The organism is Novosphingobium sp. (assembly GCF_019748365.1).
In the GTDB taxonomy this organism is placed as follows: Bacteria; Pseudomonadota; Alphaproteobacteria; order Sphingomonadales; family Sphingomonadaceae; genus Novosphingobium.
On sequence record NZ_JAIEPN010000004.1, the window covers coordinates 36,738 to 52,019 of the forward strand.

Sequence of the window (15,282 nt, forward strand, 5' to 3'; positions counted from 1 at the left end):
CGTCCCGGATTTCTTGTCCTCCGGAATGCCAGAGTAGGAAAGCGCTTTTTGCATCCGGACCAGTCCGCCGCTAAAGGCCGCCGACCAGCATGACACAGGCGCCCTTCATCCTGCTCGACGATGCCCGTGAGGAAGGGGCAGGTCCGGCGCGGCTCTACACCGCGCCGGAGGACATCGTTGTCGCGCGCCGGCCGGACGAAGTGGAAGCCGCGCTCGCCCGCATCGGCGATGCGCCCGGCCATTGGGCGGGGATGATCGCCTATGAAGCTGGCCTCGCGCTGGAGCCGCGTCTGGCATCGCGTCTCCCCGCCCGCACCGGCGCGGCGGGCCCGCTCGTCTGGTTCGCGCGCTTCGCCGAAATGCGCGAGATGAGCGAGGGCGAGGTGCAAAGCTGGCTTGATGCCGCTGCCGGAGGCACCGGGCGGCTTGGCCCGCTCGATCCGCAAGTCTCGCCGGGGGGCTATGCTCTGGGCTTCGATCGCCTCAAGTCCGCGATCACGGCGGGCGATATCTATCAGGCGAACTACACGTTCGAACTGGGCGGCGCGTGGGCGGGCGATCCGCTCGCCATCTACCGCGCGCTGCGTGCCGATGCCCGCTCCGGCTATGGCGCGGTCCTTTGGGACGGTGCGCATTGGCACCTTTCCGTCTCGCCCGAGCTGTTCTTCACGCTCAACGAAGGCCGCGCCGAAGTCCGCCCGATGAAGGGCACCGCCCCGCGCGGCCGCACGCCGGAGGAAGACGCCGCGTTCAAGGCCGCGCTCGCCGCCAGCGTCAAGGATCTCGCCGAAAACCTGATGATCGTCGATCTCATGCGCAACGATCTCGCCCGCGTGGCCGAACCGGGCAGCGTGCGCGTGGCTGAGCCTTTCGCGGTCGAGACATATCCCACCGTCCACCAGATGGTCACGACCGTCCACGCCCGGCTGCAGCCCGGCGCCGATGCGCGCGATCTGTTGCGCGCGATTTTCCCCTGCGGCTCGATCACCGGCGCGCCCAAGATCCGCGCGATGGAATTGATCGACGAAGTCGAGCGCGATGCCCGCGGTGCCTATTGCGGCGCCATCGGCCGGATCGACGTGCCCGAGAATCAACAGGCTGGCGAGGCTGCCTTCAATGTGGCAATCCGGACGGTGCGGCTGCTTCCGGACTATCCGGGGGCGGGCCGGGGGCGCGCCACGATGGGGGTCGGTTCTGCAATCGTTGCGGATTCGGCCGCGCTCGCAGAATGGCGCGAATGCCTGGTGAAAGGGGATGTCTTGCGTCTGGAGGCCAGCAGCGCCGATCTGATCGAGACGATGGCGTTCGATCCGGCCCAGGGCATCACGCTGCTCGAACTCCACCTCGAACGCATGAAGGCGAGCGCTGCGGAGCTCGGCTTCGAATTCGATCGCCACGCGCTGCGCAATGCGATCCACGTGCTCTGCTTTGATCTTGATGCGCCCTCGCGCGTGCGGCTCGTTGTCTCGCGAAGCGGCGCCCATGCGCTCGATGCGTCCCCGATGCCGCCTGCGCTCCCCGATCCCGCGATCTGCGCTGTCCTGCCGTTGCCGGTTGCCGAAGGCGACTGGCGTCTGCGCCACAAGACGAGCGACCGCCATTTCTACGAAGACGCCTTGCGCGCCGCCAAAGCCGCCGGAGCGCACGAGGCGCTGCTGCTGCGCGATGATGGCCGCCTCACCGAAGGCAGCTTCACCAACATCTTCGTGCCGCGCGGCGACGTGCTGGTGACGCCGCCCGCCGCGCTCGGCCTGCTCCCCGGCGTCCTGCGCCGCAGCCTCCTTGAAAGCGGCCGCGCGGTCGAAGGCGACGTGACCATGGACGATCTCGAACCCGGCTTCTTCATCGGCAACGCCTTGCGCGGCCTCATGCCCGCAAAGCTGCTCGGCGCATGAGCGAACCGCACTACAGCGCGGCGCTCAGCCGCATTGCCGCCTCGCGCACCACGGTGATGACCGACCGCGCCATCGCGCTGAGGGCGGAAGGTCGCGATATCATCTCGCTTTCGGTGGGCGAGCCCGATTTCCCCACGCCGCCGCACGTGATCGAAGCCGCCAAGGCCGCGCTCGATGCGGGCGATACGCGCTACACCGCCGTCCCCGGCACCGCCACCTTGCGCGAAGCCGCCGCGCTCCACTTCGCCCGCGATCTCGGCATTGAGGTTCCGCCCGCGCAAGTCATCGTCAGCGCGGGCGGCAAGCAGGCGATCTTCCTCGCGATCGCCGCCACCGCCGGCCCGGGTGACGAAGTTCTGATCCCCGCGCCGTGGTGGGTCAGCTACCCCGAAATCGTCCGCTTTGCAGGCGCCGAACCGGTCGCGATCCCCGCCACGCCCGCCACCGGCTACCGCATCAGCGCCGATCAGCTTGCCGCCGCGATCACGCCGCGCACGCGCTGGCTCCTCCTCAACAGCCCCGGCAACCCGACCGGCGCGGTCTATTCCGCCGAAGACCTCGCCGCGATGGGCGAAGTGCTACGCCGCCACCCCCAGGTGCTCGTCCTCAGCGACGATATCTACGCCCCGCTGCGCTATGGCGAAGGCGCCCATGCCACGCTCGCCGTGGTCTGCCCTGATCTTGCGGACCGCGTGCTCACCGTCTCCGGCGTCTCCAAAAGCCACGCAATGACCGGTTTCCGCATCGGCGTCTCCGCTGGCCCGCAATGGCTGATCGGCGCGATGGCCAAGCTGCAGTCGCACGCTTCAGGCAATCCCTGCTCGATCAGTCAGGCCGCTGCCGTGGCCGCTTTCACCGGCCCGCAGGCGTTCCTCCTCGATTGGCGTGAGCGCTTTCGCGTGCGGCGCGATGCCGCTGTCGCCGCGCTCAATGACGTGCCCGGCCTCTCCACCCCCGTGCCCGATGGCGCTTTCTACTGCCTCGTCGATGCCGGCCCGCTGATGGCGCGGTTCGGCGAGGACGAGGCGCTCGCGCTCCACCTCCTCGACCACGGCGTCGCAGTCGTCGCGGCCTCCGCGTTCGGCGGGCAAGACGGTTTCCGGATCAGCTTTGCGGCAGACGATGCCCGCCTTGCCGAAGCCCTTTCCCGCATCGCCAAGGCTCTTCAATGACCAAGCTTCCCATCCTGTTCGAGGACGCCGAAGCGCTCGTCATCGACAAGCTTGCGGGCCTCCCCATCGACCCGCCGCGCGCTGGTGGCACCAGCCTCGAAAACTACCTCGATGCCCTGCGTCTCGGCTTCCAGCGCCTGCCGCTGGCGGTCCACCGGCTCGATCAGGATACTTCGGGCTGCTTGCTGCTCGCGCGCAATGCCAAGGCGCACCGGCGCTTTGCCGCCGCGTTCGAGGCGCGGCAGGTGGAGAAAGTCTATCTCGGCGTCGTCGCCGGGCCGGTCGCGGAGGATGAGGGCACCATTTCGCTCAATCTCTCCAAGATCAGCAGCGCCGAGAAAGGCTGGCGGATGATCCCCGCGCGCGCGGGCAAGCCTGCCGTCACGCATTGGCGGGTGGTGACCCGCAAGGAGGGGATGACCCTCGTCGAGTTCCGCCCCGAGACCGGGCGCACCCACCAGATCCGCATCCATGCGCTGGCCGGCCTTGGCGCCGCGCTGCTCGGCGATCCGGTCTATGGCAGCGGAGAAGGCGCCCGCCGGACCATGCTCCATGCGGCCGCGCTCACCGTGCCGCGCGAAGGCAAGGCGCCGATTGCCGCCACCGCGCCATTGCCTGCCGATTTCGCGGCTCTCGGGTTCTCATGTCCACCGACGATCTGATCGCCCGCGCCCTGGGCCTGATCGAGGAGAGCTTCATCGCCTCGGCCGGCCCCGGCGGCCAGAACGTCAACAAGGTGGCGACGGCGGTGCAGATCCGCCTCGATGTCTTTGCGCTGCGGCTCGAACCGCAGGTGTTCCATCGGCTGAAGGAACTCGCCGGAAGCAAGATGACCGCGCGCGGCGAGATCGTGATGACCGCGCGCAGCTACCGCACGCAGGAGCAGAACCGCGAGGATGCGAGGGCCCGCCTCGCCGATCTGCTGCGCGAAGCGGCGACACTCCCCGCCCGCCGCGCCAAGACCCGCCTCAACCGCGTGGGCAAGACCGAACGTCTGGCAGGCAAGAAGAACCGCAGCGCGATCAAGGCCGGCCGCGGCAAGGTGCGGCTGGACTGACGCTCCTTCGCCGCCGTCCTGTCCCAACCCCCGTCATTTCCGCCCAAACTCCGTCATTCCAGCCCCACCTTCGTCATTCCCGCGCAGGCGGGAATCCAGGGCCAGCCGACCGACCTATGCGCAAACGCGCTCTGGCCCCCCGCCTGCGCGGGGGTGACGAAGAAGGATGGGCCGATTCGGTCGGTGAAAGTCCGTCTGGATTAGGGCTTCGCGCTCGCGTCGCTCGCCGCCTCGGAAGCCGGAATCGTCGCCAGATCCGCTGGCACCGTCGCATCCACCAGCGGCGGGGCAGGGCGCTTTTCCAGCATTCCCGCCGCCTCGTCGAGCGCGCGGGCTTCGCCGACCGTCACGCCGCCGGGCCCCGGGTCGGTGTCCTGCTGACAGCCGCCAAGGCACAGAGCGGCGGGGAGCAGCGCCGCCGCGGCAAGCGCCGTGCGCATGCTCCCCATGCCGGTCATTACTGCGGCTTCTGCTGCGATTCTTCCGCAGCGGCAGCCGCCGCAGCCTTGGCTTCCTCGGCAGCCGAAACCGCGCTGTCCGCAGCGCTCTTGGCAGCATCTTCGGCGCTGAGTGCGGCCTGCGAGGCATCGGCGGCAGGCGCCGGGGCTGCCGCCGAAGGCTCGGCCGAAGGCAGTTCATCCGCGGGCATCTCGACGTTGTCGGCAGTGGCGCCGGCCGAGGCATCATCGGTCTTGCCGCAGGCGCTCAGCGCGAAGGCGGCCGCGCAGGCCAGCACAGTGGCGAGGCGCTTGATCTCACTGGTCTTGGTCATGATAGTCCCTCAGGCTGATCGGTATGGTCTGTCTTGCGGCACCGGGCCGCATTGCCTGGGCGTTCTAGTGCGCCCTCCCGGCCATGGCAAATCTCAAACCGCCAGCCTGCAGCGTTATCCGACTGTTATACGACATAAGGAATTCCTTATATGGCTTGCATCATATAAAGAAGTCTTTATATGCCTCTTGTGATGCTCGTCCTCGAAACCCTCCGCGCTCTTGCCGATCCGACCCGGCTTCGCATCATGCGGCTTCTCGCCAGCATGGAGCTCGCGGTGGGAGAGCTTGCGCAAGTGCTCGGCCAAAGCCAGCCCCGCGTCTCGCGCCACATCAAGATCCTTTGCGATGCCGGCCTTGCCGAGCGCCGCCGCGAAGGTGGCTGGGTGTTTCTGCGCGCGGCGGTGAGCGAGACCGGCGCGCCCGATGCGCTCGGCACCGCGCTTGCCCGCGTGCTCGTCAGTGCCGAGACCGATGATGCCGCTTTCGGGGCGCAATGCGCCGAAGATCGCCAGCACCTCGGCGTGATCCGCTCCGCGCGTGAAGCCAGCGCGGCGGACTATTTCGCCCGTCACGCCGCGGAATGGGACGAACTGCGCAGCCTCCATATCGCCGATGGCCCGGTCGAAGCTGCGCTTGGTGAGATGCTGTCCGGCCAGATCGGCCGCTTGCTCGATGTCGGCACCGGCACGGGCCGCATTGCCGAACTCTTCGCCGCGCGCGCACAGCATGTCACCGCGCTCGACAAGAGCCCGGAAATGCTGCGTCTCGCGCGCACCCGGCTGCAGCATCTGCCCGCCGGGCACGTCAGCCTCGTCCAGGGCGATTTCGCACAGCTGCCCTTCCCGGACGCCGGAATCGACGGGGGTTTCGATACCGTACTGTTCCATCAGGTCCTGCACTATGCGCTCGCACCGCAGGCGGTTCTGGCAGAGGCCGCGCGCGTCACTGCGCCGGGTGGCCGCGTTGTGATCGTCGATTTCGCACCGCACGAGCGCGAGGAACTGCGCACCGCGCATGCCCATGCCCGCCTCGGTTTTTCCGATGCGCAAGTGGCCGCGCTGCTCACTGCTGCCGGGTTTGATCCGGCTGGCGACCGCGCGCTTCCGGGGCACGAGCTCATCGTCAAGATCTGGACCGGCGTGCGCCGCGAGGGCCGCGCTTCCGTAACCGAGTTTCCAAGACTGGCAGCACAATGACCACAACCTTCGATCAACTGCGTGAAGCCCGCACCGCACTCGATACCCCGCTCTTCGCCGGGCTTCCGGGCGATATCCGGGTCAGTTTCGAATTCTTCCCGCCGCGCACCGATCCGCTGATGGAGCAGCTGTGGGATGTCGTCACGACGCTCGCCCCGCTGCGCCCCAGCTTCGTCTCGGTCACGTATGGCGCGGGCGGCTCGACGCGGGATCGCACCCACGGCACCGTCGCCCGCATCATCAAGGAAGCGCGCCTCCCTGCTGCTGCCCACCTCACTTGCGTCGAGGCGAGCAAGGCGGAAATCCGCGAAGTGGCGGAAAGCTACTGGGAAGCGGGCGTGCGCCACATCGTCGCGCTGCGCGGCGACATGGGCGCGCCGGGCGTGCCGTTCACCCCGCACCCCGATGGCTATGCCAATGCGGCAGAGCTTGTCGCGGGCCTGAAGCAGATCGCCCCGTTCGAAATCTCGGTCGCCGCCTATCCCGAAAGCCACCCGGATTCGCCCAGCGTTGAAGCGGATGTCGACAACCTCAAGCGCAAGCTTGATGCCGGGGCCACCCGCGCGATCAGCCAGTTCTTCTTCGAGCCGGAAACCTTCTTCCGCTTCCGCGACCGGCTTGCCGCCGCCGGGATCACCGCGCCGGTGCTACCAGGCATCCTCCCCGTCTCCAACGTCGCGCAGACGCGCAAGTTCGCCGCGGCCTGCGGGGCGCACATCCCGGCGTGGATGGATGGCCTGTTCGAAGGGCTCGATCATCACCCGTCCTCGCGCCAGCTCGTCGCCGCCACCGTCTGCGCCGAATTCTGCCGCCGCCTCTATGCGGGCGGTGTGCGCGATTTCCACTTCTACACCCTGAACCGCGCCGAGCTGTCCTACGCGATCTGCCACCTGCTCGGCCTGCGCCCCGAACGCGCCCCGCTGGAGCAAGCTGCATGACGATTACCCCCTCCGCTGCCCGCGCCGCTCTGCTCGAGCAGGCCGGCCAGCGCATCCTGATCACCGATGGCGCTTTCGGCACCGAAATCCAGAACTGGAAGCTGTCCGAGGCCGACTATGCCGGCAATCTCGGCCTTTCGCGCGATCAGAAGGGCAACAACGACATCCTCGCGCTGACGGCACCTCACGTGCCCGAATCGATCCACCGCGCCTACTTCGCGGCGGGCGCGGACATCGCCGAGACCAACACCTTCTCCGCCAACCGGATCAGCCAGGCCGATTATGGTGCCGAGCATCTGGTGCGCGAGATCAATCTCGAAAGCGCGAAGCTCGCCCGCCGCGTGGCGGACGAGTTCCAGTCCGACGATGGCCGCCCCCGCTTCGTGGCCGGCGCCATCGGCCCGACCAACAAGACGCTCTCGCTCTCGCCCGACGTCAACGATCCCGGTTTCCGCGAAATCGACTGGGACTTCCTTGTCGAGGTCTACCGCGAACAGGCCGAAGCGCTCGTCGAAGGCGGCGCGGACTTCATCCTTGTCGAAACGGTGTTCGATACCCTGAACGCCAAGGCCGCGATCATGGCCGTCCGCCTGCTCGAACAGCAGCTTGGCCGCGAAGTGCCGATCATGCTCTCGATGACGCTGACGGATTTGTCCGGCCGCAACCTCTCGGGCCACACGGTCGAGGCGTTCTGGTATGCGGTGCGCCATGCGCGCCCCGTCACCATCGGCCTCAACTGCTCGTTCGGCGCCGCGCAGCTGCGCCCGCATGTCCGCGCGCTGTCGCAGATCGCGGACACGCTGATCATGGTCTACCCCAACGCGGGCCTGCCCAACGAACTTGGCCAGTACGACGAGATGCCTGCCACTACCGCCGGGCTCGTCCACGAATGGGCCGAACATGGTCAGGTCAACGTGCTCGGCGGCTGCTGCGGCTCGACCCCAGAGCACATCGCCGCGATCGCCCGCTCGGTGCAGGGCCTGCCGCCGCGCACGCTGCCGCAGCACCGGACGGCAACCGCCCTCGCCGGCCTCGAACCCTTCGTGATGGCCTGACCAACCTCCCCTCCCGCTCGCGGGAGGGGCCGGGGGAGGGCATGTTGCCTCTCGCCTAAGCCAAACACACCCTCCCCTAGCCCCTCCCGCCAGCGGGAGGGGAATCGGAAGCAGACATGACCACCGAAACCGCCACCCGCCCTTCCGGTTCCTCCTTCGTCAACGTCGGTGAACGCACCAACGTCACCGGCTCCGCTGCGTTCAAGAAGCTGATCCTCGCGGGCGACTACACCAAGGCGGTCGAAGTCGCGCGCCAGCAGGTCGAGAACGGCGCGCAGATCATCGACGTCAACATGGACGAGGGCCTGCTCGATGCGGTCCACGCCATGACCACGTTCCTCAAGCTGATCGCCGCCGAGCCCGATATCGCCCGCGTGCCGGTGATGATCGACAGCTCGAAGTGGGAAGTGATCGAAGCGGGCCTCAAGTGCGTCTCGGGCAAGCCCATCGTCAATTCGATCTCGATGAAGGAAGGCGAGGAAGCCTTCCTTGCCCACGCGCGCAAGTGCATGGATTATGGTGCCGCCGTCGTCGTCATGGCCTTCGACGAAAAGGGCCAGGCCGATACCAAGGTGCGCAAGGTCGAAATCTGCGAGCGCGCCTACAAGCTGCTCACCGGCATCGGCTTCCCCGCCGAAGACATCATCTTCGATCCCAACGTATTCGCGGTCGCCACCGGCATCGAGGAGCACGACCGCTACGCCCTCGATTTCATCGAAGCCGCGCGCGAGATCCGCGCCCGCTGCCCGCATGTCCATATCTCGGGCGGCCTTTCGAACCTTTCGTTCAGCTTCCGCGGCAACGAAACTGTCCGCCGCGCGATGCACTCGGTGTTCCTCTACCATGCGATTCCCGCCGGGATGGACATGGCCATCGTCAATGCAGGCCAGCTCGATATCTACGACCAGATCGACCCCGTGCTGCGCGAGGCCTGCGAGGATGTGCTCCTCATGCGCCATCCTGACGCGACGGAGCGCCTGATCACGCTGGCTGAAAGCTACAAGGGCAAGGACGCGGTCGCCGAAAAGGCCGCCGAGGAATGGCGCGGCTGGGACGTCGTCCGCCGCCTTGAACACGCTCTCGTCAAGGGCATCGACCTGTACGTGGTCGAGGACACCGAAGAAGCCCGCGCCGAAATCTTCGCGCGCGGCGGCAGGCCGATCGAGGTGATCGAAGGCCCGCTGATGCAGGGCATGAACACGGTCGGCGACCTGTTCGGCTCGGGCAAGATGTTCCTGCCGCAAGTCGTCAAGTCCGCGCGCGTGATGAAGAAGGCGGTCGCCCACCTCATTCCCTTCATCGAGGCGGAAAAGGAAGAAGGCGCGCGCCCCAAGGGCCGGATCATCATGGCCACCGTCAAGGGCGACGTCCACGATATCGGCAAGAACATCGTCGGCGTCGTGCTCCAGTGCAATGGCTACGAAGTGATCGACCTCGGCGTCATGGTGCCGTGGTCGAAGATCCTCGAAGTCGCCAAGGCCGAGGATGTCGACATGATCGGCCTCTCAGGTCTGATCACCCCCTCGCTTGACGAGATGGTGACCGTGGCCGAGGAAATGCAGCGCGCCGGCTTCACCATTCCGCTTCTGATCGGCGGGGCGACCACCAGCAAGGTCCACACCGCGCTGCGCATCGATCCGGCTTATGACGGCCCTGTCGTCCACGTGCTCGATGCCAGCCGCGCGGTCGGCGTCGCCAGCCAGCTCCTGTCAGACACCCAGCGCGACGGGTTCGTCGAGGCAACTGCGGGCGAATACCAGCACGTGCGCGATCTGCGCGCGGGCAAGGAAGCCTCGGTCCTCCTCAGCCTCGCCGATGCCCGCGCCAACGCCTATCTCCCGGATCTTTCGGAAAAGGCCCCGCCGCCGGAGCAGCCCGGCATCCACGTCTTCCCCGAATGGGACCTCGCGGACCTCGCCGAATGCATCGACTGGACCCCATTCTTCCGCGCCTGGGAACTGGCTGGAAACTACCCCGCCATCCTCGATGACGAGATCGTCGGCGAGAGCGCCCGAAGCCTCTACGCCGATGCCCGCAAGATGCTCGATCAGGTCATCGCGGAAAAGTGGTTCACCGCGAAGGGCGTCGCCGGCTTCTGGCCCTGCCACCGCGAGGAAGACGATGTCGTGCTCTACCTCCCCGAGGAAGAGCGCCACGTCCGCCTCCCCTTTCTGCGCCAACAGATCCGCAAGAGCCGCGATCGCAAGAACATGTGCCTCGCCGATTTCATCGATCCGCAGGGTGATTGGCTCGGCGGCTTCGCGGTCGGCATCCACGGCATTGAGCCGCACCTCGCCCGCTTCCAGGCAGCCCACGATGACTATAACGACATCCTCCTGAAGGCGCTGGCCGACCGCTTCGCCGAAGCTTTCGCCGAGCGTCTGCACCAGCACGTGCGCACCACGCTCTGGGCCTATGCGCCGGGCGAACAGCTCACCAACGAAGCGCTGATCAAGGAACAGTACCGCGGCATCCGCCCCGCGCCCGGCTATCCCGCTTGCCCCGATCACACGCTTAAGCCGATCCTGTTCGATCTCCTCAATGCAACCGAAAACACCGGGATCACGCTGACCGAATCGCAGGCCATGCTGCCCACCGCCGCCGTCTCGGGCTTCTACTTGGCGCATCCCGAAAGCGAGTATTTCGGCGTCGCGCGCATCGGCCGCGATCAGGTGGAAGACTATGCTGTCCGGCGCGGGTTCGATCTCGCCACCACCGAACGCTGGCTGCGCCCTAATCTGGATTGAGCCGGTCCTGACCCAACCCACCCTCGTCATTCCCGCGCAGGCGGGAAGCCAGAGCGGCAAACGCTAACGTCTGACTTTATCCCCAAACACCAGACGCTCGGGATGCAAGGGCAGTGGCCCTTGCCCGCCGGAGGCCCTAATCCTCCACCCATGCCCACCATGAGCACCTCCGAGATCTTCCTGATTGCGCTGACGATCATCCTCGCCGTGCCCTACGCTGTCTGGCGTCTGCTGCGGACGGACCACTATGCCCCGCTCGTCGTGGTGCAGATCGTCGGCGGCATCATCCTCGGCCCCGGCGTGCTGGGTGCCGTGTTCCCGGCCTACTACAGCTTCGTGTTCAACCCGCAGGTGATCGGCGCGCTCAATGGCGTCGCATGGTGGGCGGTGATGATGTTCGTCTTCGCCGCCGGGCTCGAACTCGATCTCGGCGATGCTCTTGGCAACTGGCGCGAGACCGCGATCACGGCCGGTTGCGCACTGATCTTCCCGCTCCTGCTCGGCGCGGCCGCGGCGGCAGTGCTGTTGCAGCAGCCCGGCTGGATCGGTCCCAAGGGCACTTACAGCCAGGCCGTGCTCGGCATCGGCATGGCCTGCGCCGTCACCGCGCTGCCGATCCTGGTGCTGCTGATGGAGAAGATGGAGTTCTTCCGCACTTCCTTCGGCCAGCGTCTGCTGCGCTATGCCAGCCTTGATGACGTGCTGATCTGGGGCGTACTCGCGCTGATCCTGCTCGATTGGGAACGGGTCGGGCGGCAGGGCCTGTTCCTCGTGATGTTCGCGCTCGCGGCCTGGGCGGTGCGTCAGCTTGTCGCTCGCATCAGCGAGAATGACCGCTGGTACGTCAGCCTCGTCTGGCTCTCCGCCTGCGGTTTCGCCGCAGACTGGTCGGGCCTGCACTTCATGGTCGGTGCGTTCCTTGCCGGTGCGGTGCTCGATGCCAAGTGGTACAGCCGCGAGCGGCTCGATGGCTTCCGCGAATTCCTGCTGCTCGCGGTCATGCCGGTGTTCTTCCTCTCGACCGGCCTGCGCACAAACTGGGGCGTCGGCGGGGCGGCCGTCTTCGGCGCGGCGGCGCTGTTCCTTGCAGCAGCGGTGATTGGCAAGCTCGCCGGCGTGCACCTCGCTGGCCACATTCTCGGCTGGAGCAAGGGCGAGGCCGCGGTGATCGGCTGGATGCTCCAGACCAAGGCGCTGATCATGATCATCTTCGTCAACGTGCTGCTCGACAAGCAGATCATCACCGCGGAAACCTTCACCGCCATGCTGCTGATGGCCGTCGCCAGCACCATGCTCACCGTGCCCAACGTCCGCCCGCGTCTGGCGAGGCTGGGGCTGGGGGCCGGTCAGGGGGCCGGGCAAGGGTGAGGGGCTTGCTGCGTCTCGGCGCGGCGCTGCTGCTGCTGCTTGCTTCGCCGGCGGTGCGCGCGCAGGGGCCGGTGATGTTTCCGGCCGCCGTTGCGGTCCAGTTCGATCGCCAGACCATCCGTCCGGCCTTGGCCGAAGGTACTGCCGATCTCATGTCCGGCCGCGCAGTTTCAGCCGATGATCCGGTGCGCGTCGCCTCGATTTCCAAGCTCGTCACCGCCATCGGCGTGCTGCGGCTGCTCGATGCCGGTGTCCTCGATCTCGATCGCGACGTATCGGACTATCTGCATTGGCAGCTGCGCCATCCGCAGTTTCCGGATCGCCCGATCACGTTGCGGCTGCTGCTCTCGCACCGCTCCGGGCTGACGGACGGCGCGGACTACATCATCCCCCTCGGCGAAACGATCCGCCAGCGCCTCGCCGATCCCCGCGCATGGGATTCGCAGCACGGGCCCGGCGACGACTGGTTCCACTACACCAATCTCAATTTCCCGGTCATCGCCTCGGTGATGGAGGCGGCGACCGGACAGCGCTTCGACCGGCTGATGCGCGAAGTGGTGCTGGCCCCGCTGGGGCTCTCCGCCTGCTACAACTGGTCCGGTTGTGATGCGGCAGTCGCTGCCAGTGCCGTGGTGCTCTATCGCGCTGACGGCAGTGTCGCCCGCGATGATCTGCGCGGGGTCCTGCCCGCCTGTCCGGTCGTGGTGATGGCGGGCAAACCCTGCGACCTTGATGGCTACGTGCCCGGCTGGAACGGCGCGCTGTTCTCGCCGCAGGGCGGCCTGCGCATTTCCATGATCGATCTTGCGCGCGTGGGCCAGATGCTCGCGCGCGGCGGACGCGGGTTTCTCTCCCCCGCCAGCTACGCCGCGCTCATCACCCCGGAGTGGCACTTCACCGGCCACAACGGGGTTGGCGAGAATGGCGATCCCGATGGCTTTTTCTGCGCTTATGGCCTCGGGCTCCAGCTGATCGGAAACAAGACGGCCGGCTGCCACGATGATCCCTTCGGCGATGGCGTCCCCCGCCTCGGCCATCCCGGCGAGGCCTACGCCTTGCGCTCCGGCCTCTGGTTCGATCCCCGGACCGGGCGCGGCATCGCCTTCTTCACCTCCGCCATTCCGGATGATGCCCCGAAAGGCGCGAGCGCTTTCACTGCGGCCGAGGAGGCGGTGATCGCGCGGGCACGCGGCCGATAAGCCGGGGATAATCCGGCGCGGAGCCAATAGGGCTTTTCCTTAGGCGGCGCGATCTGCCATGGCGTTCGGGTGTTGACGATCGGCTCCGAAACTCTGGACGACGCCCAGTCTGCGCCTTTGGCTGCGCTTGCTCGAATATTCGGCTTTGCAAGCTTCCGCGGCGTGCAGGATCAGGTTGTCAGCCGCGTGCTGGCGGGCCAGTCCACGCTCGCCGTCATGCCCACCGGTGCGGGCAAGTCGCTCACCTACCAGCTTCCCGCAGCGATGCTCCCGGGCACCTGCGTTGTCGTCTCCTCTCTGATCGCGCTGATGCACGATCAGCTGCGCGCCGCGAACGCCAATGGCCTTGCCGCCGCCGCGCTCACCAGCGTCGATATGGACCGTGAGCAGACGATCGAGCGCTTCCGCAATGGCCAGCTCGATCTGCTCTACGTCGCGCCCGAACGCGCCAGCCAGCCGCATTTCCGCGAACTGCTCACCCGCGCGCCCATTGCGCTCTTCGCGATCGACGAAGCGCATTGCGTCTCCGAATGGGGCCACGATTTCCGCCCCGACTACCGCCTGCTGCGTCCGCTGCTCGATTCCTTCCCGGACGTGCCGCGCCTTGCCCTCACCGCCACGGCAGACCGGCACACCCGTGCCGATATCCTGGCCCAGCTCGGCATTCCCGATGACGGCCTGATCATCGCCGGGTTCGATCGGCCCAATATCCGCTACCGCATCACCCCGCGCGACAACGCGCTGCGCCAGTTGAAGGCCCTGCTGGCCGAGCAGCGCGGCCCCGGCATCGTCTATGCGCCGACCCGCAATGGCGTGGAAAAGCTGGCCGCACAGCTGGCGGAAGGAGGACGCCGCGTGCTCCCCTATCACGCCGGCCTCCCCGCCGATGTGCGCGCCGCCAATCAGGCCGCGTTTGTCGCTTCGGAAGACATGGTCATGGTCGCCACGGTCGCGTTCGGCATGGGGATCGACAAGCCGGACGTGCGCTTCGTCGCCCACGCGGGCCTGCCCAAGTCGATCGAGGGCTACTATCAGGAAACCGGCCGCGCCGGCCGCGATGGCGACGATGCCGTGGCGCTCATGCTCTGGGGGGCTGACGATTTCGCCCGCGCCCGCATGCGCATCAGCGAAGTCGAGGAGCACCGCCAGCCGAGCGAACGCGCCCGGCTCGATGCCCTCGCCAATCTGGTCGAAACGCCCACTTGCCGCCGCGCGGTGCTGCTGCGCCATTTCGGCGAGCATCCCCCCGAAACCTGCGGCAATTGCGACAATTGCCTCCACGCGCCGGGGGTGACGGACGCGACGCAGCTCGCCCGCAAGCTGCTCTCCGCCGTTTATCGCACCGGGCAGATGTTCGGCCTCGGCTATCTCGAAAAGGTGCTCACCGGTGCCGCTGACGAACGCGTGACCGAGCGTGGGCACGATCAGCTCTCGGTCTTCGGCATTGTCCCCGGCGACGAGGCCCCGCTCCTGCGCCCGGTCGCCCGCGCTTTGCAGGCCCGCGGTACGCTCGTCACCAACGAACACGGCGGCTTCATGCTGGGCGGCGATGCCCGCGCGCTGCTCAAGGGCGAGGGCCGGCTTGATCTCGTCGTCGCGCCCAAGGCCGAGCGCACCAGCCGCCGCAGGCGCGGCGCAGAGACCGAGCCCAATCCCATCGGTGATCCCTTGTTCGAGGCTCTGCGCGCGCTCCGCCGCGAATTGGCGCAGGAGGCCGGGGTCCCGCCCTACGTGATCTTCCACGATTCGGTGCTGCGCGACATGGCCGCGCGGAGGCCGACATCACAGCTCGATCTTGGCCAGATCGGCGGCGTCGGCGCGCGCAAGCTGGAAGCCTACGGGGATCGTTTCCTTGAGGTGATCCGGCAATTCTGAAGGTCAT

The 15,282-nt window shown here is 67.3% G+C and carries 13 protein-coding genes; 11 read left to right on the plus strand and 2 right to left on the minus strand.

All coding sequences use genetic code 11. The features are described from left to right. Positions 1 to 89: 89 nt before the first annotated feature. The 4 genes from pabB to arfB are packed head-to-tail and all read left to right on the plus strand — an operon-like array spanning position 90 to position 4,124. Positions 90 to 1,895: an aminodeoxychorismate synthase component I gene (gene pabB, locus K5Q19_RS00855; RefSeq protein WP_292939884.1), complete on the plus strand. Its 1,806-nt coding sequence runs from the start codon at positions 90 to 92 to the stop codon at positions 1,893 to 1,895. Further along, positions 1,892 to 3,067, plus strand: coding sequence for a pyridoxal phosphate-dependent aminotransferase (locus K5Q19_RS00860; protein WP_292939886.1), 1,176 nt, complete (start codon positions 1,892 to 1,894; stop codon positions 3,065 to 3,067). The genes pabB and K5Q19_RS00860 overlap by 4 nt, the downstream gene beginning before the upstream one ends. Next, positions 3,064 to 3,729: an RNA pseudouridine synthase gene (locus K5Q19_RS00865; RefSeq protein WP_292939888.1), complete on the plus strand. Its 666-nt coding sequence runs from the start codon at positions 3,064 to 3,066 to the stop codon at positions 3,727 to 3,729. Before K5Q19_RS00860 ends, K5Q19_RS00865 begins: the two co-directional genes overlap by 4 nt. Continuing rightward, positions 3,711 to 4,124, plus strand: coding sequence for an alternative ribosome rescue aminoacyl-tRNA hydrolase ArfB (gene arfB / locus K5Q19_RS00870; protein ID WP_292939890.1), 414 nt, complete (start codon positions 3,711 to 3,713; stop codon positions 4,122 to 4,124). Before K5Q19_RS00865 ends, arfB begins: the two co-directional genes overlap by 19 nt. Positions 4,125 to 4,324: 200 nt before the next feature. Here arfB and K5Q19_RS00875 read toward each other — a convergent pair whose 3' ends face one another. After that, positions 4,325 to 4,582 carry a hypothetical protein gene (locus tag K5Q19_RS00875; RefSeq protein WP_292939892.1) on the minus strand — a complete coding sequence of 86 codons (258 nt, stop codon included), beginning with the start codon at positions 4,580 to 4,582 and terminating at the stop codon, positions 4,325 to 4,327. Next, a complete protein-coding gene (locus K5Q19_RS00880) occupies positions 4,582 to 4,896 on the minus strand; it encodes a hypothetical protein (RefSeq protein WP_292939894.1) in 315 nt (104 codons plus the stop codon). Before K5Q19_RS00880 ends, K5Q19_RS00875 begins: the two co-directional genes overlap by 1 nt. Before the next feature lie 180 nt (positions 4,897 to 5,076). Between K5Q19_RS00880 and K5Q19_RS00885 the strand changes: the two genes are divergently transcribed. The 7 genes from K5Q19_RS00885 to recQ all read left to right on the plus strand — a co-directional run bounded on the left by K5Q19_RS00885 (position 5,077) and on the right by recQ (position 15,275). Continuing rightward, on the plus strand, positions 5,077 to 6,093 hold the full coding sequence (locus tag K5Q19_RS00885) for a metalloregulator ArsR/SmtB family transcription factor (protein WP_292939896.1): 1,017 nt from the start codon (positions 5,077 to 5,079) through the stop codon (positions 6,091 to 6,093). Beyond that, a complete protein-coding gene (gene metF / locus K5Q19_RS00890; RefSeq protein WP_292939898.1) occupies positions 6,090 to 7,031 on the plus strand; it encodes a methylenetetrahydrofolate reductase [NAD(P)H] in 942 nt (313 codons plus the stop codon). Before K5Q19_RS00885 ends, metF begins: the two co-directional genes overlap by 4 nt. After that, complete coding sequence (locus tag K5Q19_RS00895) at positions 7,028 to 8,086, plus strand: homocysteine S-methyltransferase family protein (protein ID WP_292939900.1); 1,059 nt, start codon at positions 7,028 to 7,030, stop codon at positions 8,084 to 8,086. The genes metF and K5Q19_RS00895 overlap by 4 nt, the downstream gene beginning before the upstream one ends. A 116-nt stretch (positions 8,087 to 8,202) precedes the next feature. Continuing rightward, positions 8,203 to 10,833 carry a methionine synthase gene (metH, locus tag K5Q19_RS00900; RefSeq protein ID WP_292939902.1) on the plus strand — a complete coding sequence of 877 codons (2,631 nt, stop codon included), beginning with the start codon at positions 8,203 to 8,205 and terminating at the stop codon, positions 10,831 to 10,833. A 159-nt stretch (positions 10,834 to 10,992) separates the two neighbouring features. Next, positions 10,993 to 12,201, plus strand: a complete 1,209-nt coding sequence (locus K5Q19_RS00905) for a cation:proton antiporter (protein ID WP_292939904.1) — start codon at positions 10,993 to 10,995, stop codon at positions 12,199 to 12,201. Between the two features lie 5 nt (positions 12,202 to 12,206). Next, positions 12,207 to 13,400: a serine hydrolase domain-containing protein gene (locus K5Q19_RS00910; protein WP_292939906.1), complete on the plus strand. Its 1,194-nt coding sequence runs from the start codon at positions 12,207 to 12,209 to the stop codon at positions 13,398 to 13,400. A 78-nt stretch (positions 13,401 to 13,478) separates the two neighbouring features. Next, positions 13,479 to 15,275: a DNA helicase RecQ gene (gene recQ, locus K5Q19_RS00915; protein WP_292940122.1), complete on the plus strand. Its 1,797-nt coding sequence runs from the start codon at positions 13,479 to 13,481 to the stop codon at positions 15,273 to 15,275. Positions 15,276 to 15,282: the final 7 nt, after the last annotated feature.

Coding starts and splice junctions, on each gene's coding strand:
- pabB (WP_292939884.1), top strand. CDS start 90: ATGACACAGGCGCCCTTCATCCTGCTCGACGATGCCCGTGAGGAAGGG.
- K5Q19_RS00860 (WP_292939886.1), top strand. CDS start 1,892: ATGAGCGAACCGCACTACAGCGCGGCGCTCAGCCGCATTGCCGCCTCG.
- K5Q19_RS00865 (WP_292939888.1), top strand. CDS start 3,064: ATGACCAAGCTTCCCATCCTGTTCGAGGACGCCGAAGCGCTCGTCATC.
- arfB (WP_292939890.1), top strand. CDS start 3,711: ATGTCCACCGACGATCTGATCGCCCGCGCCCTGGGCCTGATCGAGGAG.
- K5Q19_RS00875 (WP_292939892.1), bottom strand. CDS start 4,582: ATGACCGGCATGGGGAGCATGCGCACGGCGCTTGCCGCGGCGGCGCTG.
- K5Q19_RS00880 (WP_292939894.1), bottom strand. CDS start 4,896: ATGACCAAGACCAGTGAGATCAAGCGCCTCGCCACTGTGCTGGCCTGC.
- K5Q19_RS00885 (WP_292939896.1), top strand. CDS start 5,077: ATGCCTCTTGTGATGCTCGTCCTCGAAACCCTCCGCGCTCTTGCCGAT.
- metF (WP_292939898.1), top strand. CDS start 6,090: ATGACCACAACCTTCGATCAACTGCGTGAAGCCCGCACCGCACTCGAT.
- K5Q19_RS00895 (WP_292939900.1), top strand. CDS start 7,028: ATGACGATTACCCCCTCCGCTGCCCGCGCCGCTCTGCTCGAGCAGGCC.
- metH (WP_292939902.1), top strand. CDS start 8,203: ATGACCACCGAAACCGCCACCCGCCCTTCCGGTTCCTCCTTCGTCAAC.
- K5Q19_RS00905 (WP_292939904.1), top strand. CDS start 10,993: ATGAGCACCTCCGAGATCTTCCTGATTGCGCTGACGATCATCCTCGCC.